Source organism: Aeromonas veronii bv. veronii, from assembly GCF_000820225.1.
Lineage (GTDB): Bacteria > Pseudomonadota > Gammaproteobacteria > Enterobacterales > Aeromonadaceae > Aeromonas > Aeromonas veronii.
Window position 1 is genome coordinate 178,166 of sequence record NZ_CDDK01000025.1, and the last position, 22,196, is coordinate 200,361.

The 22,196-nt window shown below is 60.3% G+C and carries 22 protein-coding genes and 5 tRNA genes; 19 read left to right on the top strand and 8 right to left on the bottom strand.

Annotation, left to right across the window (positions count from 1 at the left end):
* Nucleotides 1-195: 195 nt before the first annotated feature.
* From BN1139_RS11120 to BN1139_RS11135, 4 genes are all read left to right on the top strand, one after another.
* The gene (locus BN1139_RS11120; RefSeq protein ID WP_005348803.1) at nucleotides 196-1,458 is read left to right on the top strand and encodes an MgtC/SapB family protein; all 1,263 of its coding nucleotides are present in this window, start codon (nucleotides 196-198) and stop codon (nucleotides 1,456-1,458) included.
* Nucleotides 1,459-1,544: 86 nt separating this feature from the next.
* Nucleotides 1,545-2,135, top strand: a complete 591-nt coding sequence (locus BN1139_RS11125) for a sugar O-acetyltransferase (protein ID WP_005348802.1) — start codon at nucleotides 1,545-1,547, stop codon at nucleotides 2,133-2,135.
* Nucleotides 2,132-2,470 carry a DUF1294 domain-containing protein gene (locus BN1139_RS11130; protein ID WP_005348800.1) on the top strand — a complete coding sequence of 113 codons (339 nt, stop codon included), beginning with the start codon at nucleotides 2,132-2,134 and terminating at the stop codon, nucleotides 2,468-2,470. Before BN1139_RS11125 ends, BN1139_RS11130 begins: the two co-directional genes overlap by 4 nt.
* Before the next feature lie 114 nt (nucleotides 2,471-2,584).
* Nucleotides 2,585-2,797 carry a hypothetical protein gene (locus BN1139_RS11135; protein WP_005348798.1) on the top strand — a complete coding sequence of 71 codons (213 nt, stop codon included), beginning with the start codon at nucleotides 2,585-2,587 and terminating at the stop codon, nucleotides 2,795-2,797.
* An 85-nt stretch (nucleotides 2,798-2,882) separates the two neighbouring features.
* Here the strand turns inward: BN1139_RS11135 and yrfG are convergent, their stop codons facing one another.
* Nucleotides 2,883-3,563 carry a GMP/IMP nucleotidase gene (gene yrfG / locus BN1139_RS11140; RefSeq protein ID WP_005348790.1) on the bottom strand — a complete coding sequence of 227 codons (681 nt, stop codon included), beginning with the start codon at nucleotides 3,561-3,563 and terminating at the stop codon, nucleotides 2,883-2,885.
* A gap of 144 nt (nucleotides 3,564-3,707) precedes the next feature.
* Between yrfG and nudE the strand changes: the two genes are divergently transcribed.
* The 3 genes from nudE to BN1139_RS11155 all read left to right on the top strand — a co-directional run bounded on the left by nudE (nucleotide 3,708) and on the right by BN1139_RS11155 (nucleotide 6,875).
* The gene (gene nudE, locus BN1139_RS11145; protein WP_005348789.1) at nucleotides 3,708-4,349 is read left to right on the top strand and encodes an ADP compounds hydrolase NudE; all 642 of its coding nucleotides are present in this window, start codon (nucleotides 3,708-3,710) and stop codon (nucleotides 4,347-4,349) included.
* A gap of 4 nt (nucleotides 4,350-4,353) precedes the next feature.
* The gene (cysQ, locus tag BN1139_RS11150) at nucleotides 4,354-5,166 is read left to right on the top strand and encodes a 3'(2'),5'-bisphosphate nucleotidase CysQ (protein ID WP_005348788.1); all 813 of its coding nucleotides are present in this window, start codon (nucleotides 4,354-4,356) and stop codon (nucleotides 5,164-5,166) included.
* A 437-nt stretch (nucleotides 5,167-5,603) separates the two neighbouring features.
* Entirely contained in the window at nucleotides 5,604-6,875 is a 1,272-nt protein-coding gene (locus tag BN1139_RS11155) for an aromatic amino acid transport family protein (RefSeq protein ID WP_005348787.1), read from the top strand.
* A 71-nt stretch (nucleotides 6,876-6,946) separates the two neighbouring features.
* Here the strand turns inward: BN1139_RS11155 and BN1139_RS11160 are convergent, their stop codons facing one another.
* From BN1139_RS11160 to metJ, 3 genes are all read right to left on the bottom strand, one after another.
* Nucleotides 6,947-7,285 (bottom strand): tRNA-binding protein, encoded by a 339-nt coding sequence (locus BN1139_RS11160; RefSeq protein WP_005343050.1) that lies wholly within the window; start codon nucleotides 7,283-7,285, stop codon nucleotides 6,947-6,949.
* Nucleotides 7,286-7,357: 72 nt separating this feature from the next.
* Nucleotides 7,358-8,092: an AraC family transcriptional regulator gene (locus BN1139_RS11165; RefSeq protein WP_005348786.1), complete on the bottom strand. Its 735-nt coding sequence runs from the start codon at nucleotides 8,090-8,092 to the stop codon at nucleotides 7,358-7,360.
* Nucleotides 8,093-8,132: 40 nt separating this feature from the next.
* Entirely contained in the window at nucleotides 8,133-8,456 is a 324-nt protein-coding gene (gene metJ / locus BN1139_RS11170) for a met regulon transcriptional regulator MetJ (protein ID WP_005340251.1), read from the bottom strand.
* A 205-nt stretch (nucleotides 8,457-8,661) separates the two neighbouring features.
* Here metJ and metB point away from each other — a divergent pair, with 205 nt between their 5' ends.
* Nucleotides 8,662-9,834: a cystathionine gamma-synthase gene (gene metB, locus BN1139_RS11175; RefSeq protein ID WP_005348784.1), complete on the top strand. Its 1,173-nt coding sequence runs from the start codon at nucleotides 8,662-8,664 to the stop codon at nucleotides 9,832-9,834.
* A complete protein-coding gene (locus BN1139_RS11180) occupies nucleotides 9,834-12,290 on the top strand; it encodes a bifunctional aspartate kinase/homoserine dehydrogenase II (RefSeq protein ID WP_005348783.1) in 2,457 nt (818 codons plus the stop codon). Before metB ends, BN1139_RS11180 begins: the two co-directional genes overlap by 1 nt.
* A gap of 93 nt (nucleotides 12,291-12,383) precedes the next feature.
* Here the strand turns inward: BN1139_RS11180 and BN1139_RS11185 are convergent, their stop codons facing one another.
* Both BN1139_RS11185 and BN1139_RS11190 read right to left on the bottom strand, forming a co-directional pair.
* Nucleotides 12,384-13,649, bottom strand: coding sequence for an inorganic phosphate transporter (locus tag BN1139_RS11185; RefSeq protein ID WP_005343043.1), 1,266 nt, complete (start codon nucleotides 13,647-13,649; stop codon nucleotides 12,384-12,386).
* A 25-nt stretch (nucleotides 13,650-13,674) separates the two neighbouring features.
* Complete coding sequence (locus BN1139_RS11190; protein WP_005340244.1) at nucleotides 13,675-14,355, bottom strand: TIGR00153 family protein; 681 nt, start codon at nucleotides 14,353-14,355, stop codon at nucleotides 13,675-13,677.
* Between the two features lie 169 nt (nucleotides 14,356-14,524).
* On the opposite strand from BN1139_RS11190, the gene BN1139_RS11195 reads away from it, so the two are divergent.
* On the top strand, nucleotides 14,525-15,493 hold the full coding sequence (locus BN1139_RS11195; RefSeq protein ID WP_005348782.1) for a CYTH domain-containing protein: 969 nt from the start codon (nucleotides 14,525-14,527) through the stop codon (nucleotides 15,491-15,493).
* Nucleotides 15,494-15,584: 91 nt separating this feature from the next.
* Here BN1139_RS11195 and dapA read toward each other — a convergent pair whose 3' ends face one another.
* Nucleotides 15,585-16,457: a 4-hydroxy-tetrahydrodipicolinate synthase gene (gene dapA / locus BN1139_RS11200; RefSeq protein ID WP_005348781.1), complete on the bottom strand. Its 873-nt coding sequence runs from the start codon at nucleotides 16,455-16,457 to the stop codon at nucleotides 15,585-15,587.
* A gap of 280 nt (nucleotides 16,458-16,737) precedes the next feature.
* On the opposite strand from dapA, the gene rsmC reads away from it, so the two are divergent.
* The 9 genes from rsmC to BN1139_RS11245 all read left to right on the top strand — a co-directional run bounded on the left by rsmC (nucleotide 16,738) and on the right by BN1139_RS11245 (nucleotide 21,739).
* Entirely contained in the window at nucleotides 16,738-17,766 is a 1,029-nt protein-coding gene (gene rsmC / locus BN1139_RS11205; protein ID WP_005348780.1) for a 16S rRNA (guanine(1207)-N(2))-methyltransferase RsmC, read from the top strand.
* Between the two features lie 151 nt (nucleotides 17,767-17,917).
* The gene (glgC, locus tag BN1139_RS11210; protein WP_005340236.1) at nucleotides 17,918-19,135 is read left to right on the top strand and encodes a glucose-1-phosphate adenylyltransferase; all 1,218 of its coding nucleotides are present in this window, start codon (nucleotides 17,918-17,920) and stop codon (nucleotides 19,133-19,135) included.
* A complete protein-coding gene (gene glgA, locus BN1139_RS11215; protein WP_005348779.1) occupies nucleotides 19,125-20,585 on the top strand; it encodes a glycogen synthase GlgA in 1,461 nt (486 codons plus the stop codon). Before glgC ends, glgA begins: the two co-directional genes overlap by 11 nt.
* Nucleotides 20,586-20,713: 128 nt before the next feature.
* Nucleotides 20,714-20,799: transfer RNA gene (locus BN1139_RS11220), tRNA-Leu, on the top strand.
* Nucleotides 20,800-20,852: 53 nt separating this feature from the next.
* Nucleotides 20,853-20,938 (top strand) — tRNA-Leu (locus BN1139_RS11225).
* Between the two features lie 44 nt (nucleotides 20,939-20,982).
* Nucleotides 20,983-21,068, top strand: a tRNA-Leu gene (locus tag BN1139_RS11230).
* A 46-nt stretch (nucleotides 21,069-21,114) separates the two neighbouring features.
* A tRNA-Leu gene (locus BN1139_RS11235) sits at nucleotides 21,115-21,200 on the top strand.
* 71 nt (nucleotides 21,201-21,271) lie between these two features.
* Nucleotides 21,272-21,357 (top strand) — tRNA-Leu (locus BN1139_RS11240).
* Nucleotides 21,358-21,466: 109 nt separating this feature from the next.
* Nucleotides 21,467-21,739: a late competence development ComFB family protein gene (locus tag BN1139_RS11245; protein WP_005343036.1), complete on the top strand. Its 273-nt coding sequence runs from the start codon at nucleotides 21,467-21,469 to the stop codon at nucleotides 21,737-21,739.
* Here BN1139_RS11245 and BN1139_RS11250 read toward each other — a convergent pair.
* Entirely contained in the window at nucleotides 21,734-21,943 is a 210-nt protein-coding gene (locus BN1139_RS11250; protein WP_005343034.1) for a hypothetical protein, read from the bottom strand. The two genes, BN1139_RS11245 and BN1139_RS11250, sit on opposite strands and share 6 nt — an antisense overlap.
* Nucleotides 21,944-22,196 lie beyond the last annotated feature (253 nt).

Consider the following 22,196-nt stretch of genomic DNA (forward strand, 5'->3'; position numbering starts at 1 on the left):
TGGCGGGCTCGCAGCCCATAACACCTCCCCGATAGCCTACACGACTCTTGTGCAGTGCTCGCGATCCATCTCTATTGCTCATATCGGCCACTCGCACCAGGAGCCGGACGCAGACTCTGTGAGCCATGCCCCTCTGCCTGCTTACGTCCTGTGCCATCATGGGATCAGGCAGCAACGACGCGAAAGGAAGCCGCCATGTGGATCAATGCAGAACCGGTCAACGGAGCCCTGGTCTCGCTGGCCATCGGCCTTATCATTGGACTGGAGCGGGGCTGGCAGGTGCGCCAGCTGGGGGATAACCAGCGCATCGCCGGGATGCGTACCTACGGCCTCATCGGCCTGCTTGGCGGGGTGTGCGGTTTGCTGCTACCGACTCTGGGCCCCTGGCTACCGTTGCTCGGCCTGCTGGCGGTGGTGATCGGCTGCGGCCTCTCGGTCTGGCTGGCCCAGCGCTGGCAAGGGGAGTTTGGCCTCACCAGCTCGGTAGCTATGCTGCTCACCTATTTGCTGGGGCTGATGTCGGTGCTGCTGAGCCCGAGCGAAGCGGTGGCCTGCGCCGTGCTGGCCGCCCTGTTGATGGGTTTGAAGGGACAGATCCAGCAGGGGATGCTGTTTCTCAGCGAGACCGAGTTTCACGCCACCCTGCGCTTTCTGCTCATCTCGCTGGTGCTGCTGCCGGTGCTGCCCAACGAGGAGATGGGGCCCCTCGATGCCTTTAACCCCTTCAAGATCTGGCTGATGGTGGTGGTGATCGCCGGCATCTCGTTTTGTGGCCACTTCGCGGTGCGGCTGCTCGGCACCCGCGCCGGGCTGGTGCTCACCAGCATACTGGCGGGATTGGCCTCCTCCACCGCCCTTACCCTGCAGTTCGCCCGTCTCAACAAGGAGCAGGGCGGGCTGGAGCGACTGCTGGCTACCGGCATCCTGCTGGCAGGGGCCACCATGTGGCTGCGGCTGCTGGTGCTGGTGCTGCTCATTCACAGCGAGCTGGCGATGCGCCTCATCGCCCCCCTGTTGCTGCTGGCCACCACAGTCTACGGCTTTGCCTTCTGGTTCTGGCGTCAGCGCGAGGAGCTGACTGACGGCCCGGTACAGCCGGAAACCAGCAACCCGCTCGATCTGGCCACTGCCATCAAGTTCGGCCTGCTGCTGGCGTTGATCGGCTTTATGGCAACGCTGCTGCAAGACAAGGTGGGCAACTCGGGGGTCTATCTGCTGGCGCTGGTGTCGGGGATCACCGACGTGGATGCCATCACCTTGTCGCTCTCCCAGCTCTCCCACAAGGAGCTGGCGCTGGAGGTGGCGGCCCGCGGCATCCTGCTAGCCGGGCTGGTCAACTCGCTGGTGAAGGGGCTGCTGGCCCTGGGGATAGGCGGCCGCCGGCTGGGACTGCGGGTGCTGCTCCCCTACTTCGTCTCGGCCCTGCTGATCCTGCCCCTCGTCTGGCCCGCAGGTTGACGGGGATCACCCGCCAGAAGTGACAGACTGACGCCTCTCGCGCTTGTCACGTATACTGCCACCTCTTGCAGCATGAGGAGGTAGCAATGGCGAGCGACTGGGACAAGGTACTGGCAGGCGGGGCACTGGATAGCCAGAGCGAGGAGATAGCCAACGACCGGATCCGCGGTCAGGCGCTGCTGGCCAAGCTCAACGGTTCATCGGCGGGCGATGGCCCTTTGCGCCAGCAGATTTGCCGCGAGCTGTTCGGCCACTGCCCCGACTCCTGCTGGATCAGCACGCCGTTTACCTGCGAATTCGGCCGCAACATCCATATCGGCGAGAAGACCTTCTTCAACTTCAACGTCACCATTCTCGATCTGGGCGAAGTGCATATAGGCAGCCATGTGCTGCTGGCCCCCAACGTGCAGATCTACACAGCCACCCACACCATGAACTATCTGGAGCGACGCAACTGGACCGCCTACAACAAGCCGGTGCGGATCGGTGACGACTGCTGGATTGGCGGTGGCGCCATCATCTGCCCCGGCGTCACCATAGGGCCGCGCTCCATCATTGGCGCCGGCGCAGTGGTCACCCGCGACATCCCGGCCGACTCGGTGGCGGTGGGCAATCCGGCCAGGGTGATCCGCACCCTCAAGCAGGATGAGGAGCGCTGCTGGGAGCTGGCCCAATGATGGCGCTGGCGCTGCTGCCGCTGGGCTGGACCCTCTGGCTCGGCCTCAACAGCCAGCAGTGGTGGCCACTGGCAGCACTGCTGACCATGAGTCTGTTGACGCTGGCGGCCTACGCCTGGGACAAGCGGCAGGCGATGCGGGGCGAGTGGCGCATTCCCGAATCGAGGCTCCATCTGCTGGAGCTGTGCGGCGGCTGGCCGGGGGCGCTGGTTGCCCGCCAGTGGCTGCGCCACAAGACCCAGAAGCGCAGCTACCGGCTGGTCTTCTGGTTTATCGTGCTGCTGCACCTAACCCTGTGGGCGCTCTGGCTTGGCCGCCCCCTCTGGCAGCAATAGCCAACTGCATCACAAAGGCGAAACGGGCCCCATTGCGGCCAATTGGCGGCTGTGAGAAAACAGAACGGATCCCATCAGCGTTTTTGCCGTTTATAGACGACAAGGAGTCGTGACATGACCATGTGGACAGGCATAGTCCTGATCGTATTTATCAGCGTATTGTTCGGATATCTCGGAAAACGGGCTCGCTATCAGATGGGGGATGCCCGCATTACCGACCGCCTCGGCAAGCAGGATCTGGTCATTCGGGAGCTGCAGGAGCGGGTCGCCAATCTGGAGGCGATCGTCATCGAAGAGGAGAAGCGGCGCCCGTTTCGGGAGCTGTGATTTTTCGCCATCAGGCGTCAGATAACCAAAATTCAAATCAAAGAAAGAGGGCTGCATGATGCAGCCCTCTTTCGTTTCAGCAAATTCAGATTGCCAGCGGCAGCAACTCGGCATAGTCGCGGATCGCCGGAAAAGCGGTGATGCTCTGCTCCGGCTTGCAGCTGTCCGGATTCTGGATCGCCAGCTGGTAGCCGATGCCATAGTCGGCGGCAGCCCGCAGGATCCGCTCGCTGTCATCCACAAACAGGGTGCGGGCTGGATCGAACGCCAGCCGCTCGGCCAGCGCCTGCCAGCAGTGCTGGCTCTCCTTCGACCAGCCCAGCTCGTGGGTACTCACCATCAGATCCAGATGGTCGGCAAGACCGAGTTGCGCATCCTTCACCGACAGACTGGCGGGGTGGGCGTTGGTGAAAAGCACCAGCTGCTTGCCCGCGGCGCGCAGCTCGGCCAGAAAAGGGATGGCATGGGGACGCCACAGGATCTTCGCCAGCAGCTCCTGCTTGAGGGCGCGAATATCGAGCCCCAGGGTCTCGCTCCAGTAATCCACGCAGTACCAGTTGAGGGTGCCGTTGACGGCGTGATAGTGGACGTCGATCTGCGCCTTTGCTTCATCCAGCGGCAGACCAAGCCGCTCGGCGTAACGCTCCGGCACCAGCTGCTGCCAGAGGTGGTTGTCAAAATGCAGATCGATCAGGGTGCCATCCATATCGAGCAAGACGGTATCTATCTGGTGCCAGGGCAAGGTGGTGGAGCAGGAGTGTGGCATCGGGCCTCTTGATCGCGGATCTCGGAAAACGGGGCGGCAGTATAACGGATTTTTCCTCCCCCTTTGCCATCCCTGGCCCGTGGTGTTCGGTGTGAGAGTCGTTTACTCTTGAAGCACGATTTTTTAACGAGCAGCCAGCGTCCGATGAGCGACCCCCACAAGAGCAAACCCGAGCACATCTCAGCCGACCAACTGGATAACCCCAAGAGCAAACCGGAGATCCTCAAGGCCGAGATCGTGGCCGAGAGTCGGCTGTTCAGAGTGGAGTCCCTCCACCTCAAATTCTCCAACGGCGAAGAGCGGGTCTACGAGCGGATGCGCGGCGGCAATCGTGGCGCCGTCATGGTGGTGCCGCTGTTCGATGCCCACACCCTGCTGCTGGTGCGCGAATATGCCGCCGGCACCCACTCCTACGAGCTGGGCTTTCCCAAGGGGCTGATCGACCCCGGTGAAGATGCCTTCGAGGCGGGCAACCGGGAACTGATGGAGGAGGCGGGCTTTGGCGCCAACAGCCTGACCCTGCTCAAACAGGTGTCGCTGGCGCCGGGTTACTTCTCCAGCCGGATGGACATTTTGCTGGCCCGGGATCTCTTCCCCGAGCAGCGGATCGGCGACGAGCCCGAACCGCTGGAGGTGATCCCCTGGCCACTCAACCGGATCGACAAATTGCTGGCGCGACCCGACTTCACCGAGTCGCGCAGCATCAGTGCCCTGCTCCTGGCCCAGAAGTGGCTGGCGGAGCAGGCAGAGTGGCCCGCAGACGGGCAGTTAACAGACAGAGGATAACGAGATGCAGGAGTTGTTGGCCTGGGTGCCGGGGGTCAAGGAGATTGCCCGCGAAGCCGGAAGGATCCTTCACGACATCTATCATGGCGGTCAGTTCGAGCGTCAGCTGAAGGAGGATGCGACCCCGGTCACCAGTGCCGATCTTGCTGCCGATGCCTACCTCAAACAGGCGCTGTCGGCGCTCACCCCCCATGTGCCTGTGCTGACCGAAGAGGCGGCCGACATCCCCTTCAGCCAGCGATCCAATTGGCGGCAATACTGGCTGGTGGATCCCCTCGACGGCACCGGCGAATTTATCGCAGGCAGCGGCGACTTCGCCACCCTGATAGCCCTGGTGCGGGACAATGTGCCGGTGCTCGGGGTCATCTACGCCCCCGAGTCCAATGTGCTCTACTGGGCGGTGCGCGGCTACGGCGCCTTCAAGGAGGTGAATGGCGAAGTGTTGCCCATCAGCGCCATGCATCACGAGCATGAGCAGCCCGACTCACTGGTGGTGGCTATCAGCCGCCGCCAGAAGCTGGAGAACCTCACCCGCCGCCTCAACCCGGCCATCAACTACGAGCTGATCCCGCTCGGCTCCAGCTCCCTCAAATCCTGTCTGGTGGCGGAAGGTGCGGCAGATTGCTACGTGCGGCTCGGCCCCACCGGCGAGTGGGACACCGCCGCCGCCCAGTGCATCGTCGAGGCAGCCGGTGGCCGTATCCTCAGCCTGGCGTTGCAGCCACTCAGTTACAACGAAACCGAGTCGCTGGAGAACCCTGACTTTATCGTGATGGGGGATCCGGATCTCGCCTGGGGCAACATTCTGGCCCACTAAACGGATAGCGATGTCATCACACCAGACAAGCAGGCGGCCCGATGGCCGCCTGCTTTTTCAGGGAAGTTGCCCCGGGTGATGGCCGGAGTGATCCGCTGGTCAAGGCGCTCTTGAACAGCGTGATACGCTGGCAAAGCGGCAAAATGATAGTGAAACATCACAATCGGTCGGCGAGAAATGGTGCAATTTTTCACGTAATTCTGAAAACACCTGATTAGTCAAAATAAAAAAATGATAGCCGATCAAATTTTGGTTTTATATTTCACAAAAATAGCCAATGTTAGTTTTGTTGCATTCTGCGACCCAGATTCCATTCCCAATCTCGCTGGCTAAACCCCGCAATGGCAGTGATATGTTTCAGTCTCGCTTTTTGAGAATTAAATCCCGATAAACCACAATAAAATCAGATTAAAACACTAACAAAAAGTGAATTAGTAATGAGTTTATCTGTAGAGGCTACCAAGGAGCTATCCGGTTCCTGCTCCACCACTGCCAGCACCACCCGCTGGCGCCGTCACGACACCCACTGGGTCATCAGCCTGTTTGGCACCGCCGTTGGCGCCGGCATCCTGTTCCTGCCCATCAATCTGGGTCTGGGCGGGATCTGGCCCCTCGTCATCGTCGCTGTACTGGCAGGCCCCATGACCTTCCTCGCCCACCGCGGGCTGGCGCGCTTCGTGCTCTCATCGTCACGCCCCCACGCCGACTTCACCGAAGTGGCGGAGGAGCACTTCGGCAAGATGGCCGGTCGCCTTATCTCGGCGCTCTACTTCCTCTCCATCTTCCCGATCCTGCTCATCTACGGGGTCGGGCTGACCAACACGGTGGAGAGCTTTATGGTCAACCAGCTCGTCATGGCAACCCCGGATCGGGTGATGCTCTCCGGCGTACTGGTATTCGCCATGATCGCCGTGATGCTGGCGGGTGAGAAAGCGATGCTGCGCGCCTTCGCCTTTATGGTCTATCCGCTGGCGGCCATTCTGGCGGCCCTCTCCTGCTACCTGATCCCTCAGTGGCAATGGCCGGAAGTGACGGCGTTTGAAGGGGTCAGCTTCCTCAACACCGTCTGGCTGGCGCTGCCGGTGACCGTGTTCGCCTTCAGCCATGCCGCCGCCATCTCCGGCTTTGCCAACGTGCAGCGCCGTGAATATGGCGAGCAGGCGGAAGCCAAGAGCGGCCTGATCCTGCGCAACACCACAGTAATGCTGGTGGGCTTCGTGCTGTTCTTCGTCTTCTCCTGCGTGCTGAGCCTCTCGCCAGCCCAGCTGGCTGAAGCCAAGGCCCAGAACGTCTCTGTGCTCTCCTATCTCGCCAACATCACCGACAACCCGGTGATCGTGACTCTGGGGCCGCTCATCGCCTTTATCGCCATCAGCTCCTCCTTCCTCGGCCACTTCCTCGGTGCCCGCGAAAGCCTGAAAAGCCTGATCGCCAAGCCCACCGGCCTACCGCTGGCCAAGGCGGACAAGCTGGGCATCGCCCTGATGTTCTTCTCTATCTGGGGTGCAGCCGTCATCAACCCGGGCATTCTGGGGCTGATGGAGACCCTCTCCGGCCCGGTTATCGCCATGATCCTGTTCATCATGCCGGTGATTGCCATCTACAAGGTGGAGGCGCTGGCCCGCTTCCGTCACGGCTGGACCAACGGCTTTATCCTGCTGACCGGTTCGCTGGCGGTATCGGCGCTGATCTTCAGCCTGTTGAAGTAACGACTCGCAGCAGATAACAAAAAGAGAGGCGACCCCGGGGTCGCCTCTCTTGTCTCTGTTCGGGTGTGCGCTCAGCCCAGCCTGGCGCCGTTCTCCACCGCCTGCTCGGGGATAGCCATCACTACGGCGCCATCCGGCCGGTAGAAACCGGTCAGCAGAAACTCCGACTGAAACGGGCCGATCTGCTTGGTCGGGAAGTTGACTACGGCGATGATCTGGCGGCCCACCAGCTGCTCTGGCTGGTAGAGAGCGGTGATCTGGGCACTGCTCTTGCGAATCCCCAGTTCAGGGCCAAAATCCGCCCACACCTTGTAGGCCGGTTTGCGCGCCTCGGGGAACGGCTCGACCCGCACCAGTGTGCCCACCCGGAGCTCCACCATCTCGAAATCCTGCCAGCTAATCGTCTCCATTTTGGCTCCTGTTTATCGTGCACCTTGCATGACCCGCAGCATGGCCCAAAGAGAGCATCTCGTCTTCGGCGATCAGCCGTTTCGTTGCGGCAGGTAGCCGTTTTGCTGGCGCCAGAGGGACGGAGTGAGCCCGATCTCACTCAGGAAGCGCTCGCTGAAGGCCCCCTGATTCTGGTAACCGCAGCGGCTGGCAATCTCGCCAACGGGCAGTTGCGTACCGGCAAGCAGGGTTCGCGCCAGTGCCATGCGCCGACTGCGAATGTAGTGGGAGACGCTCATCCCCAGCTGCTGGCGAAAAGCGAGCTTGAACTGGCTCTGGCCAAGGCAGGCGATGGCAGCGAGTTGCTGATTGGTCAGCGGGGCGGCGAGGTTGGCCTCGATATGGCGTTGCACCTTGAGGATGCGGGCGGCAAGACGCGGCGTGACAGCGCTCTGCATCCCCTGCCCTTCAGCCAGCAGGGAGAGCCACACCTGCTCCATGCCCGCCACCTGCCGCCCCTCGGCCACCATGCGGTGCAGAAAAGCGAGGTAGTGGCGCTGGGGCTCATCCAGCTCGATAAAGGGGCAAGCCGCCAGATCGCCGGGCAGCCAGTCACTCTCCTGCACCAGAAACGAAAGCGCCGGATCGGCGGCGTAGTCGTGCCGCTCGCCGGGGGCGATGATGCAGGCAGAACCGGGGGCAAGCCTGCGACCCCGGCCCTGCACCTCGATCTCGAGGGGGCCGTCGAGGGGGATCACCAGCTGGGCAAAGTCGTGGCTATGGCTGCAGACGTGGTGGTGATAGTGGCGCAGGCTGAAGCGGGACATGGCAGATAGCAATGACGCGGCCAGGCCGCGTCATTGGGGGTTATTCCTTGTCGAAATCTTCGATCTCTTTGCCCAGCGCTTCCATGATGGCGCGCGCTTCGGCCGGGACACTGTCCGGTTGATCCTTGCGCAAGTCTTCGTCGCAAGGGAGCGGCTGGCCGGTGAAAGCGTGCAGGAAGGCTTCACAGAGCAGCTCGCTGTTGGTCGCATGACGCAGGTTGTTTACCTGACGGCGGGTGCGCTCATCGGTCAACACTTTCAACACCTTGAGCGGGATCGAGACGGTAATCTTCTTGACCTGTTCGCTCTTCTTACCGTGTTCCGCGTAGGGGCTGACGTAGTCGCCGTTCCACTCTGTTCCCATGACTCACCTGTTCTCATTTAGCCGTGAGCGCGGATTTTAACCCTTAAGGAAATTAATGGCAATCCAACAGCAAAGCCATTTAGACGTCTGGAAGTGTTGACGGCTTTTTTAAGCTGGCGTAGTGTGGTTGACCATGAGCCCGCAATGGCGGGATGGCGCTTGGCAGCAAGATGCCGGCGTGTAAAGAGATATCAAGGAGAGTGATATGACCCACAAGGCCACCCTGGCGGTTCGCACCGGGATTGAGACAGACCAGCAACACGGTGCCGTGGTGCCCCCCATCTACCTCTCCAGCAACTACACCTTTGCCGACTTTGGCGAGCCCCGTCAATACGATTATGCCCGCTCCGGCAATCCGACCCGTACCAATCTGGCGGACGCGCTGGCGGCGCTGGAAGGGGGCGCTGGCGCCGTGGTCACCGGCACCGGCATGGGGGCCGTCCATCTGGTCACCACAGCACTGCTCAAGGCGGGGGATCTGCTGATCGCCCCCCACGACTGTTACGGCGGCACCTGGCGCCTGTTCGAGTATCTGGCGGCCAAGGGCCACTACCGGGTGCAGTTTGTCGATCAGGGGGATGAGGCCGCACTGGCCGCCGCGCTGGCGCAAAAGCCTGCGCTGGTATGGGTCGAGACTCCCTCCAACCCGTTGCTGAGGGTGGTGGATATCCGCGCCATTGCCAGCGCCGCCCACGAGGTGGGTGCGCAGGTAGTGGTGGACAACACCTTCCTCTCCCCCCTGCTGCAACAGCCGCTCGCACTTGGTGCCGACGTGGTGGTGCACTCCACCACCAAGTACATCAACGGTCACTCAGACGTGGTGGGCGGAGTGGCGATTGCCAAGGAGGCAGCACTGGCCGAGTCGCTGGTGTGGTGGGCCAACTGTCTGGGGCTCACCTCCGGGGCGTTCGACTCCTACCTCACCCTGCGCGGTCTGCGCACTCTGGCCCCCAGATTGCGCACCCATCAGGAGAACACCGATCGCATCCTCGCGTTCCTGCAACAGCAGCCACTGGTGAAACGCATCTATCACCCCAGCCTGCCGAGCCATCCGGGCCACGATATTGCGCGCCGTCAACAGTCCGGCTTCGGCGCCATGCTAAGTTTTGAACTCGATTGCAGCGAGGCGGGCATTCGCGCCTTCCTCGCGGCCCTCACCCTCTTCTCGGTGGCCGAGTCCCTCGGCGGGGTGGAGAGTCTGGTGGCCCATCCGGCCAGCATGACTCACAGGGCCATGACCCCGGCGGCGCAGCAGGCAGCAGGCATCAGCGCCCAGCTGCTGCGGTTGTCGGTCGGTATTGAACACGGTGAAGACCTGGTGGCCGATCTGGCTCAGGCTTTTGAACAGGCGCAGCAGGCAGAACAGGTAGCGAAGTAATGGAACAGCAGCAACAAGGAGAGATCGCGGTGGCAGCAGAAGCAGGATTGAAGCGACGTCACGTCCACAAATTTGGTGGCAGCAGTCTGGCGGATCCGGTCTGTTATCGCCGGGTCGCCAGTATCGTTGAACAACAGGTGGGCGGGGATGAACTGATCGTGGTCTCCGCCGCCGGCAAGACCACCAACCGGCTGATCCAGCTGGTGGAGCTGGCCGAAGCGGGGGACGAAGCCGCTGGTGAAGCCATCTCTGCCCTGCAGGCCTATCAGCAGAGCCTGATCGACGGCCTGCTGGAGGGTGAACTGCAGCTCGACCTGAGCAAGCAACTGGCCGACGACATGCAGCTGATCGCCAAAACGCTGGAAGGGCAGTTTGACCGCTTCGCCCGCAACGGCCTGCTTGCCTTTGGCGAGGTGTGGTCGGCGCGCCTGCTGGCTGCCCTGCTTACCAGTCGCGGCGACAAGGCTATCTGGCTCGATGCCCGCAGTTTCCTGCGCGCCGAGGATGGCGCTCTGGTCAAGGTAGATACTGCGCTCTCCAGCGAACTGCTCAAGGCGCGACTGGCGGAGCATGCCGGTCGCATCGTGGTAACCGGCTTTATCGCCGCCGACATGGAGGGGCGTTCCCTGCTGCTCGGTCGCAATGGATCCGACTACAGCGCCAGCCTGTTGGCCCTGCTGGCGGACGGCGAATCCACCACCATCTGGAGCGACGTGGCCGGTGTCTACAGCGCCGACCCGCGCCGGGTGAAGGAGGCTCGCCTGCTGGAGCGCCTGAGCCTCGCGGAAGCCAACGAGCTGGCCCGTCTTGGCTCTTCGGTATTGCACTCGCGCACCCTGCAACCAGTGGCCGACAGCCGCCAGCGCCTCACTTTGCGCTGCAGCTACAACCCGGATGAGGGCTGCACCCATATCCTGCGCCGCGCCCCCCGCTCCGGCGGTGCCCGCATCGTATCCTCGGTGGATCAGATCGCCCTCATCGAGCTGAAGGTGCTGCCGCAGACCAACTATGAGCAGACGGTGGCCACCATCGAGGCCCATCTGGCCCGTCACCGCCTCAACCCGCTCACACTGCAGCGCCAGCCGGATCGCCGGATCCTGCGCCTCGCCTACACCCTCGAGGTGGCACAAGGCGCCTTCGAGCTGCTGCGCGACTTCCAGCTGCAAGGGAGCTTCACCGGCCTCATCCAGAAAGAGGGGTTCAGTCTGGTAGCGCTGGTAGGGGCAGGTGTCACCGACAACGCGGAGCAGTGTCACCGCTTCTATCAGCTGCTGGCAGATCAACCGCTGGAGTTCGTACAGGTGGCCCGAGATGGCCTGAGTCTGGTGGCCGTGCTGCGTCAGGTAGTGCTTGAGCCGCTGCTCATCGCCCTGCACAGCGCCCTCTTCAGCCGCCCGACCCGGGTTGGACTGGTGGTGTTCGGCAAGGGCAATATCGGCGGCCACTGGCTGAGCCTCTATGCCCGCGAAAAGGCACGGCTGGAACATGAGCTCAATCTGGCGCTCACCCTCTACGGGGTGTTCAGCTCGGAAGGGGGCCTGCTGGATGAAGAGGGACTCAACCCCCTCAAGGTACAGGACAACTTCAATCCCAAACCGCTGATCTGGCCGGAGTTGCTCTCCCAGCTTGAACAGCACGGCTTCGATGCGCTGATTGCGCTGGACATGACCGCCAGCGAAACGGTGAGCCGCTACTACCCCGACTTCGCCCAGCTTGGCATTCACATCATCGCCGCCAACAAGTTTGCCGGTGCCGCCGACAGCGAGTTCTACCAGCGCATCAAGCAGACCTGCCGTGACCATCAGGTGCAGTGGCGCTACAACGCCACCGTGGGCGCCGGGCTGCCAATCCAGTCCAGCATCCAGATGCTGCGCCAGAGCGGCGACCGCATTCAGGGGGTCTCCGGCATCTTCTCCGGCACCCTCTCCTGGCTGTTCCAGCAGTATGATGGCACCCGCCCCTTCTCCGAGCTGGTGGACGAGGCGTGGCAGCACGGCCTGACCGAACCGGATCCCCGCGAGGATCTCTCTGGTCAGGATGTGCGTCGCAAGCTGCTTATTCTGGCGCGGGAAGCGGGCTTCGAGCTCGACTCCGCCGATATCGAGCTGGAGAATCTGGTACCCGTCACGCTGCGCAAGGTGACCACCGATCAGTTCATGGACAGACTGAAAGATCTGGATGGCCCGATCCAGACCGCCTTCGAAGGGGCCAAGCGCCTCGGCAAGGTACTGCGCTACGTGGCTCGCTTTGAGCATGACGGCAAGGCGCGGGTCGGACTGGAGGCGCTGGAGCCCCATCACCCGTTTGCCAACCTCTTGCCATGCGACAACATCTTCGCCATCGAGAGCGACAGCTACCGCACCAACCCGCTGGTGATCCAGGGGCCGGGGGCGGGTCGGGAAGTGACCGCCGCCGCCATCCAGTACGATCTGTGGCAGATCTGCGCCAGCCTCTAAGGCAGATTGCAAAGGGAGCAGCACCTCAGCTCCCGCGCACAATAAAAAAAGCCCGAGTCGATGACTCGGGCTTTTTGCTGAATGCCGCTTCGATTAGGAGAAGCAGGCCTGCAGCACGTAGAAGATCGCGATAGCCAGAATGGCACCGGCAGGCAGGGTGATGATCCAGGAGACCACGATGTTGCGCAGTACCCCCAGGTTCAGCGCCGCAATACCGCGCGCCAGACCGACACCCATCACAGCACCGACCAGGGTCTGGGTGGTGGAGATGGGCAGACCGGTACCGGAGGCAATCACCACGGTCGCGGCAGTCGCTAGTTGGGCTGCGAAGCCACGGCTCGGGGTCAGGTGAGTGATGCCGGTACCTACCGTCGCCATCACCTTCTCGCCCATGGTCGCCAGACCGATCACGATACCGATACCGCCCAGCGGCAGGATCCACCAGGCAATGGCAGCCTGACTGGAAATCTCGCCACCGGAAGCCACGATAGAAGCCACCGCAGAGAGCGGGCCGATGGCGTTGGCAACGTCGTTGGAGCCGTGGGCAAAGGCCATGGCACAGGCGGTGATCACCATCAGGATGCCGAACACCTTCTCCACGTTGGCGAAGTGCATCTTGCTGTCATCCTGCGGGTTGTACTTCTGGCCGCGAATGTAGATCCAGCCGGCAAACGCCACTGCGATGGAGATGGCGATGGAGAGCAGAATGCCCTCGCCATCGCTCAGGTGCAGCCCGACGTGGGTCAGCCCCTTCTTGATGGTCACCAGACAGATCACCAGCGCAGTCAGGAACATGTAGAACGGCACATAGCGCTTGGCGTTGTTCAGGGGATCATCAGTGTTGAAGATAAGCTTCTGCACGCTGATGAACATGAAGTAGGCGATGACACCTGAGATGGCCGGGGTGATGACCCAGGAGCCGACGATGCCGCCAAACTTGCTCCACTGCACCGCTTCCGGGCCAATGCTCACCACCGCAAAACCGACGATGGCGCCGATGATGGAGTGAGTGGTGGAAACAGGCCAGCCGAAGTAGGAGGCGAGGATCAACCAGGCGCCCGCCGCCAGCAGGGAGGCGATCATGCCGAGCACCAGCAGGTCCGGGCTATCGACAAACGCATTGCTGTCGATGATGCCGTTACGGATGGTGGCCGTCACTTCGCCACCGGCCAGATAGGCACCGGCAAATTCGAAGATCATGGCAATGATGATCGCCTGACGGATGGTCAGGGATTTGGTGCCGACCGATGTTCCCATGGCGTTGGCTACGTCATTCGCGCCAATGCCCCAAGCCATCAAAAAGCCGAACAAGGCCGCCACGAGCACCAGAGTGGTGCCGTAATTCGCGATAATGTCCATTAGTAGTGTTTACCCAGTCAGTCGATTACGAACGAGCCAGCATCAGTTCCAGACGGGCGCCTACGCGCTCGGCCTGATCTGCCAGGTCACCTACCCATTCGAGGATCTTGTAAAGGAACATCACATCGATCGGATTGTAATTGTGCTCAACCGCTTGCAGCTGTTGGCGCAGTCCGATCTGCATGGTGTCTGTATCGTCCTCGATCAGATCCAGCTGGTGGATCATCTCGGCAACCATTTCCACTTCCCGTCCTTTGAAGCCGGTCTCGAGCAGCTCGTCGAGCTCCCCGATCGCTTTCTCGGCCTGAGCGGTCGCATCAATACAACGTTTGAGGTAAGCCATGAAATCCGTCCGCATTTCGGCGGGGAACTCCATGCGACGACCAAGCATGCGGCCGGAGATATCCTTGGCACGGTTGGCAATCTTGTCTTGCTGGGTCAACAGCTCCAGCAGGTCGGTACGTGCAACCGGCAGGAACAGGCCGCGAGGCAGTTTCAGACGGATTTCACGCTTGAGGGTATCTGCCTCTTTTTCCAGTTGAGCGATCTGCTGCCGGATCTTCTCGGCATCTTCCCAACGGTCTTCGGCAACGGCGTCAAAGAAGGGAACCAACTGCTGGGAGCACTGGTGAACCTTGACGATATGCTTCTGCAGCGGCTTGATGGGGGACTTGGCAAAAAGCCCCAAAATAGTATTTACTGGCATGGCCAAACCTGTGTCGGTGAAAAAACACTCGATACGATTTTATGAGGCGCGCATGGTAACCGAACTGCGCCCTCAATTAAACCGCGAATTAATCTAGTCGTCTCGCGGGCATTATATCCCCGCGACCCGAATCCTGCCCCCCAAAGTTGCCTGCCAGCCCGGAATGACTATGCAAACTGAGATCGAGATAAAGTTTTTTGTCGCCCGCGACATTCAAGCCAAGTTATCCAACCTGCTGAATTCTCTTGAGATTAAAGAATCATCACAACAGCAGCTCGGCAACGTCTATTTCGATACGCCGACCTTGGCTCTGCGCCAGCTGGATATGGGGCTGCGCATTCGCCGCTGCGACGCCTTCGCCGAGCAGACCATCAAATGCCGCGGTCAGGTGGTGGGCGGCCTGCACGCCAGACCCGAGTACAACGCCCCTGTCAGCGGCGATCTGCCGACCCTCTCGGCCTTTCCCGATGAGATTTGGCCGACCCTGACCGAGCGTGACCACATTCAGCAGCAGCTGGTCGCCCAGTTTCGTACCGACTTCCTGCGCCGCCATTGGCTGATCGCCTTCGAGGGGGCCGAGATTGAGCTGGCCTGGGATCAGGGAGAGATAGTCGGCAGTCAGGGCAGCACCACCATCAACGAACTGGAACTGGAGCTCAAATCAGGCGCTACCGCGGCGCTGTTTGCACTGGCCCCACGCCTCGCCAGGATCGGCGGGCTGCGCCTTGGCGCCCAATCCAAGGCCCAGCGCGGCTATCGACTGGCCGGGCTCGGCAAACCGCTGGCTCTGCAGGCGCTGGTCGAACATGAAGGTATGGATGGCACAACGGGGGTAAGCGAGGGGCTGCGCCACTGGCAGCATCACGAGCAGCTCTGGCTGGAGCATCCTCAGGATAAAGGCATTCAACAGCAGGCACTCGCGGCCCTGTGCCAGGGGATCGATCTGGTCGCCCACAGTGCGGCCACGCTGCCACAACCAGCGCCCTGGCTACCCGCCCTGACCAGCCTGCACGCACATCTGCAAGCCCAGTCGGGCGAGCATGACGAGTGGCCTGCCGAGCTGGCCGATCTCTTCCTCTATCCGGCGTATGTCGAGTTGCAGCTGGCCATCGCCGCATGGCTGCATCACGCAGCCTGAGCGTGGCCATACCGGTACTAAAGGTCGGAAATAAAGACCGGAAACAAAAGCCGAAAACAAAACGGGTGAGCCTTGGCTCACCCGTTTTGCATTACAGCAGGTTGAGCTGCTGCATGGCGCTGCGAATGCGCTCGCGAGTCGCTTCCGACAGTGGCATCACCGGCAGGCGACACTCTTCGCTGCAGAAACCGAGCAGGGAAGCGGCATATTTGGCACCAGCCGGGCTCGGCTCGGCAAACATCGCCTGATGGAGCGGAATGAGCTTGTCTTGCAGCTCACGCGCTTCTTGCCACTTGCCCGCCAGCGTGAGGTTCTGCACCTCGGCCACCAGCTTGGGCGCCACGTTGGCGGTCACCGAGATACAGCCCTGACCGCCGCCGATGTTGTAAGCAACCGCAGTGGCATCTTCACCGGAGAGCCAGGCGAAGGGCTTTTTGATCAGCTGGCGCTCGGTCCAGGGGCGCGCCAAGTCGCCGGTGGCATCTTTCACCCCGGCAATGCGCGGCAGCTCGGCCAGACGGGCCAGGGTCGCCGGCTGCACGTCGACGATGGCACGCGGCGGAATGTTGTAGACGATGATCGGCTTGGCGGTGGCGTCGTGGACAGCCTTGAAGTGGTGGTAGAGCCCCTCCTGATTGGGACGGTTGTAGTAACCGGCCACATGCAGGGTGGCATCTGCACCGACCCGCTCTGCATGGAGGCTGTACTCGATGGCTTCGACCGGATTGTTGGAGCCCGCTCCGGCAATCACCGGAATGCGACCAGCGACCTGTTTGACCACCAGCTCCACCACCCGGCAGTGCTCGTCGTGGGTCAGGGTCGGACTTTCCCCCGTGGTCCCCACCGGCACAATGCCGTGAGTGCCCTGTTCGATATGCCACTCCACCAGACGCAGCAGCGCCTCTTCATCCAGTTTTCCCTGTCGAAACGGGGTGATCAACGCAACGATTGAACCTTGAAACATGGGATCTCCTTCTCCTAAATGACGCGCATATGGCAATAAAAAACCCCGGTACGATGTGCGCAACCGGGGTTTGAAGCTTCTCAGGGATGAGAGGTTACGCGCGAACGTCGGCAGGCCCGAATTTCAGGCTTTTTTTGTGCTTTCGTTTCAACCCGTTGAACCGCATTTCGTCATCTCTGGTCAAAAAATGGTGTCTGGGCATATTTCGGGAACACGGCATAAATGTCAAGGCGAAAGGGGCTATGTATAATGGCCGCCCAAAATTGCGTGGAGAGACCCGATGAGCAGCCCAATCAGTGCCGTCAGCCAGATGCTGGAACGAAACCAAGCCCTCTTTGTCGGCAAGCGGCTACTTGTCTGCGGCGCGCTGGAGGATGACTACCCCCGCCAGCTAGCGAGCCTGGCCCAGACCCTGACCGTCTTTACCACCGATTACTGCTACTACCGCAGCCAGCAGGCCGCCCTCGGCGAGGCTATCCTGTTCGACCACCAGCTAGGCGGCGCCCCCCGCTTCGATGCCCTGTTGCTGCTGATGCCCAAGGCCAAGGCCGAGGCACAATATCTGCTGGCCATGATGACCCCCTTGCTCGAAGCGGGTGCCGATCTGTTCCTCGCCGGTGAAAACCGCGGCGGTATCAATGGTGCCGACAAGCTACTGGCCCCCTATGGCGAAAAGCCGATCAAGCGTGATTCGGCCCGCCGCTGCTCGCTCTATCACGGTGAGCTCTGCAAACCGGTCGCCCCGTTCGATCTGGATAGCTGGTTTGGCCGCTATCAGTGCAAGGCCGGTGATACCGAACTGACCGTGCTGGCGCTGCCCGGCGTCTTCAGCGCCGCCGAGCTGGATCTCGGCACCCAGATGCTGCTGGCCGCCGTACCGCCGATGAAGGGCGAACTGCTCGATTTTGGCTGCGGCGCCGGGGTAATTGGGTCTGTGCTGGCCAAGCGCAATCCGGAACTGCAGGTCAACATGGTGGATATCAGCGCACTGGCGCTCGAATCGAGCCGGCGTACCCTTGCGATCAACGGTCTGCAGGGCAAGGTCACCGCTTCCGATGTCTATTCGGATCTCTCCACCCGTTTCCAGCACATCGTCTCCAACCCGCCATTCCATGCGGGTCTCAAAACCTTCTATGCGGCGACCGAACAGTTCCTGGCCAAGGCGCCTGAATTTTTGCTGCCAAATGGTTCGCTGACCATTGTTGCCAACGCCTTCTTGCGCTACCAGCCTATACTGGAGACACACTTCAAACGGACTGAAGTGATCAGCAGTGATGCCAAATTCAAGGTCTATCTGAGCAAAATGTAAATAAGTGTAAGCCGCACAATAAAACAGCTAGAGAGCGCCATCCGGCATCTGATAAGGTATTAAGCACACGATAAAAACCACCCCTTTAGGGGTGTTTTTATACCGAACATTGAAAACCTTTTCATGTTGTTAATTCAGGGAGAGAAATACGATGGCAGGCATATTGACCATGATCCTGGCTGGTGGCGAAGGTACTCGCCTGCAGCCTCTGACCACTACCCGCAGCAAGCCTTCCGTCCCCTTTGGTGGCAGCTACCGGCTGATCGACTTTGTCCTCAACAACTTCGTCAACGCCGACTTTCTGCGCATCTATGTACTGACCCAATTCAAATCACAGTCCCTCTACCTGCACATGAAGAAGGGGTGGAATATCGTCGGCATCACCGACCGCTTTATCGATCCCATCCCGGCCCAGATGCGGATGGGCAAACGCTGGTATGACGGCACCGCCGACGCCATTTACCAGAACCTCGGCTTTATCGAGCGGGCCGAACCAGATCACGTCTGCATCTTCGGTTCCGACCACATCTACAAGATGGATGTGAGCCAGATGGTCACCTTCCACAAGCAGAAGAACGCCGCCATGACGGTCGCGGCCCTGCGCATGCCCATCGAAGAGGCCAGCGCCTTCGGGGTGATCGAGGTGGATACCGAAGGGCGGATGATCGGCTTTCAGGAAAAGCCGAAGCAGCCCAAGCACATTCCCGGCGATCCGACCCAGGCGCTGGTCTCCATGGGCAACTACATCTTCGAGACCGATGCGCTCTGCCGCGAGTTGAAGCGGGATGCCGCCGAGGAGAACTCCAGCCACGACTTTGGCAAGGATGTGATCCCGAGCCTCTACCCGCGTGCCCCCGTCTATGTCTATGACTACAGCACCAACGTCATCCCCGGCGAGAAACCGCACGTCTACTGGCGGGATGTGGGCACCCTAGACTCTTATTGGCAAGCGCATATGGACTTGGTGGCCGACAATCCCCCCTTCTCCCTCTATAACCGAAAGTGGCCCCTGCACACCCACTATCCGGCGCTGCCGCCTGCTACCTTCATCGACAGCGATGAGTGCAAGGTGAAGATCGCCAACTCGCTGATCTCCGCCGGTTGCTTCATTCAGGGCAGCCAGATCCAGCGATCCATCCTTGGTTTCCGCTGCAATATCGGCGCGTGCAGCCATATCAGTGAATCCGTGCTGTTGGGGGATGTGAAGATTGGTGAAGGGTGCTCCATCCGGCGCGCCATCATTGATAAAAACGTTGAAATTGCGCCAGGCACCGTTATCGGTGAAAATCTGGACCACGATAGAGAGCGATTTACCGTATCCGAAGGCGGTATCGTGGTGGTACCTAAGGGAGCAAGAGTTGGCTATTAACCCACTGAAAATCCTGTTTGTTGCCTCGGAAGTTGAGGGGCTGGTCAAGACCGGGGGCCTGGCCGATGTCGCCAGAGCCCTGCCGATGTATCTGGCCCAGAAGGGACATGATGTCAGGATCATGTTGCCCTTCTACAAGACGATAAAGCGACGGGATGAGGCCAGACTGGTGGCGTCACGCTGGTTGCCAACCCACCCCGGGCTGCCGGATATCGGTTATCGCATCTACCAGATGGAGCTGGATGGCGTCTGCGTCTATCTGCTCGATTGCCCGCAATATTTCGATCGTCCCCAGCTCTACGCCGAGAACAATCAGGCCTATCCGGATAATGGCGAGCGCTTTGCCTTCTTCTCGGCCGCGGCCCTCCATGCCTGCGAGCAACTCGGCTTTGCGCCGGACATCGCCCACTGCAACGACTGGCACACCGGCCTGCTGCCGCTGCTGCTGAAAACCCGTCATGCCCACAACCCCTTCTTCCAGCAGACCCGCAGCGTGATCAGCATTCACAACGCGGCGTTTCAGGGGGTGTTTGGCCGCGAGCAGTTCTGGGCCATGCCCGAGATCGCCGACTACGAACGCCGCATCAACTACGACTACGGCCACGTCAATCTGCTCAAATGCGGGGTGCTCTACGCCGACAAGATCAATGCGGTCAGCCCCAACTATGCCCAGGAGCTGCTGACTCACCTCGGCGCCCACGGCATGGCGCATATCTTCCAGCAACGGGCCGCGGATCTCTGTGGCATCCTCAACGGCTGCGATTACAAGGACTGGGATCCGGAGTTCGACGAATTCCTGCCTGCGACCTACAGCATCGACAACATGGCTGGCAAACAGACCTGCAAACAGAGCCTGCAACAGGAGGCGGGGCTGGCCGTGGCGGACTTGCCCATCTACGGCATGGTTTGCCGCCTGACCGAGCAGAAGGGCGTTCCCCTGCTGCTCCCTGCGCTGGAGAAATTCCTCCACCATCAGGTACAAGTGGTGATCGTCGGCTCTGGCGATCCTGCGCTCGCCACGCAACTGCAAACCATGGCCCGGGATTATCCGGGCAAGCTCGCCTTCATCAACACCTATGACGATCGACTGGCTCATCTGGTCGAAGCCGGTGCCGACTTCTTCCTGATGCCCTCGCTGTTCGAGCCTTGCGGCCTCAACCAGATGTACAGTCTCGCCTATGGTACCCTGCCACTGGTGCGCGCCGTGGGTGGTCTGAAAGATACCGTGGTGGATTGGGATGCCGATCCCGAGCATGCCACCGGCTTCTGCTTCAACGATCCGACTGCCGCCATCCTGCTCGATACCATGCGCCGCAGCCTGCTCTATTTCCTGCAGGACAAGGAACGCTTTGCCAAGGTGCAGCGCAATGCCATGAGCACCCGCTTCAACTGGCCTGACTCGGTCACCCAGTATGAACGGATGTATCAGAGCGCATTGGGCCGTTACTGAATGCCAAACGTCAGCTAATTGCTGAAGTTTTGTACCCTTGGCTTCACTTTGAGCGTCAACAGCGAAAAAAGTCCCCTTTGGCTGTTGACGCTCCCCCAAAACTCTATAGAATCCCCCTCCGCAGTGATGCGAAGGTGGCGGAATTGGTAGACGCGCTAGCTTCAGGTGTTAGTGTCCCACGGATGTGAGGGTTCGAGTCCCTCTCTTCGCACCAATACTGCCATGCTGATTCAGCAGCATGTAAATCCAACTAGAAAACCCGAATGTGCGAAGGTGGCGGAATTGGTAGACGCGCTAGCTTCAGGTGTTAGTGCCCCCCGGGTGTGAGGGTTCGAGTCCCTCTCTTCGCACCATGCTTCTCCAGACAGCATGTAAATCAAAACTGGTAACACAATGTGCGAAGGTGGCGGAATTGGTAGACGCGCTAGCTTCAGGTGTTAGTGTCCCACGGATGTGAGGGTTCGAGTCCCTCTCTTCGCACCATGCTTTATCCAGACAGCATGTAAATCCAGGCTGGAAACCCGAATGTGCGAAGGTGGCGGAATTGGTAGACGCGCTAGCTTCAGGTGTTAGTGCCCCCCGGGTGTGAGGGTTCGAGTCCCTCTCTTCGCACCATGCTTCTGACATGTAAAAACAGAGCAATGCGCTCCAACCGCATTTAAAAACCAGCTGGAGAAAATCAGTGTGCGAAGGTGGCGGAATTGGTAGACGCGCTAGCTTCAGGTGTTAGTGTCCCACGGATGTGAGGGTTCGAGTCCCTCTCTTCGCACCATTCATTACGCAAAAGGCCCATCACGAAAGTGATGGGCCTTTTGTTTTTACTCCTTGTTATGGCTATGCTTTTGACGACTCCCCGCTCATCGTCATGCCAAGGAACGCATATGATACTGGATACCGACATTCACAACTTTTACGAACATCTGGTGCTCAAGGAGATTGAGAAACAGGGGCTGCAGCAAAAGCTCAACAGCGATCAGATGGCCGACCTTTGCTGCCTCACCCTCAACCAGCTCCCCGCCCACTATATTCGCCACAATGTCGACATGATCTACTTCCTGACCGACGCCAAGCGCACCGAAATGGAAAAGCTGGTGGTCGAATCGCTCAAGGTGGCACAGCAGAAGATCAAGCAGGCTCCCGTCAAAAGCTCATAACCAGGGCTGCTGCCAGAGCAGGGTGACGATACCGGTCAACCCGGCCACTGGCAGCAAGATCAAGGCGGGCCGCAATCCGGGCTCCAGCATCACCCAGGCAGCCAGCAGAAAACCTACACTCCAGGTGCCGTACTCTTTATCCTGACCCCATGCGAGTACGGCCACCGCCACCAGCAACATCATCCCCCGCAATATCCAGCGCATTATTTTCTCCCCAATCAACAATTAATAATAATTATCATCCTCATCTACTGGGGGTGCAAGTGGCGTCACAGGTAAGCTTCGTATGTGGCCTTTTGTGTCAACAGGCCGCTCAAAAACGGGTTATGAGATCAACTAATTTGTGATTTTTTCAATCAAATGTGCATTTTTGCCAATTTGATGGGGCTTTAACCCGCCGGGTTTGTGGTAGATTGCGGCCTCTTTTTGGGTTGCCTCCTCGGGATCGATGTATCCA

What these genes read in the sequence shown, in the direction of transcription:
- BN1139_RS11190 (WP_005340244.1), bottom strand. Translation starts at nt 14,355, where the DNA reads ATGCCAGTAAATACTATTTTGGGGCTTTTTGCCAAGTCCCCCATCAAG.
- BN1139_RS11160 (WP_005343050.1), bottom strand. Translation starts at nt 7,285, where the DNA reads ATGGAGACGATTAGCTGGCAGGATTTCGAGATGGTGGAGCTCCGGGTG.
- BN1139_RS11130 (WP_005348800.1), top strand. Translation starts at nt 2,132, where the DNA reads ATGATGGCGCTGGCGCTGCTGCCGCTGGGCTGGACCCTCTGGCTCGGC.
- BN1139_RS11250 (WP_005343034.1), bottom strand. Translation starts at nt 21,943, where the DNA reads ATGCGCTGGATATTGCGGGGGATGATGTTGCTGGTGGCGGTGGCCGTA.
- BN1139_RS11180 (WP_005348783.1), top strand. Translation starts at nt 9,834, where the DNA reads ATGGAACAGCAGCAACAAGGAGAGATCGCGGTGGCAGCAGAAGCAGGA.
- BN1139_RS11120 (WP_005348803.1), top strand. Translation starts at nt 196, where the DNA reads ATGTGGATCAATGCAGAACCGGTCAACGGAGCCCTGGTCTCGCTGGCC.
- rsmC (WP_005348780.1), top strand. Translation starts at nt 16,738, where the DNA reads ATGAGCAGCCCAATCAGTGCCGTCAGCCAGATGCTGGAACGAAACCAA.
- BN1139_RS11135 (WP_005348798.1), top strand. Translation starts at nt 2,585, where the DNA reads ATGACCATGTGGACAGGCATAGTCCTGATCGTATTTATCAGCGTATTG.
- BN1139_RS11125 (WP_005348802.1), top strand. Translation starts at nt 1,545, where the DNA reads ATGGCGAGCGACTGGGACAAGGTACTGGCAGGCGGGGCACTGGATAGC.
- nudE (WP_005348789.1), top strand. Translation starts at nt 3,708, where the DNA reads ATGAGCGACCCCCACAAGAGCAAACCCGAGCACATCTCAGCCGACCAA.
- glgC (WP_005340236.1), top strand. Translation starts at nt 17,918, where the DNA reads ATGGCAGGCATATTGACCATGATCCTGGCTGGTGGCGAAGGTACTCGC.
- BN1139_RS11185 (WP_005343043.1), bottom strand. Translation starts at nt 13,649, where the DNA reads ATGGACATTATCGCGAATTACGGCACCACTCTGGTGCTCGTGGCGGCC.
- cysQ (WP_005348788.1), top strand. Translation starts at nt 4,354, where the DNA reads ATGCAGGAGTTGTTGGCCTGGGTGCCGGGGGTCAAGGAGATTGCCCGC.
- metJ (WP_005340251.1), bottom strand. Translation starts at nt 8,456, where the DNA reads ATGGGAACAGAGTGGAACGGCGACTACGTCAGCCCCTACGCGGAACAC.
- metB (WP_005348784.1), top strand. Translation starts at nt 8,662, where the DNA reads ATGACCCACAAGGCCACCCTGGCGGTTCGCACCGGGATTGAGACAGAC.
- BN1139_RS11165 (WP_005348786.1), bottom strand. Translation starts at nt 8,092, where the DNA reads ATGTCCCGCTTCAGCCTGCGCCACTATCACCACCACGTCTGCAGCCAT.
- dapA (WP_005348781.1), bottom strand. Translation starts at nt 16,457, where the DNA reads ATGTTTCAAGGTTCAATCGTTGCGTTGATCACCCCGTTTCGACAGGGA.
- BN1139_RS11195 (WP_005348782.1), top strand. Translation starts at nt 14,525, where the DNA reads ATGCAAACTGAGATCGAGATAAAGTTTTTTGTCGCCCGCGACATTCAA.
- BN1139_RS11245 (WP_005343036.1), top strand. Translation starts at nt 21,467, where the DNA reads ATGATACTGGATACCGACATTCACAACTTTTACGAACATCTGGTGCTC.
- yrfG (WP_005348790.1), bottom strand. Translation starts at nt 3,563, where the DNA reads ATGCCACACTCCTGCTCCACCACCTTGCCCTGGCACCAGATAGATACC.
- BN1139_RS11155 (WP_005348787.1), top strand. Translation starts at nt 5,604, where the DNA reads ATGAGTTTATCTGTAGAGGCTACCAAGGAGCTATCCGGTTCCTGCTCC.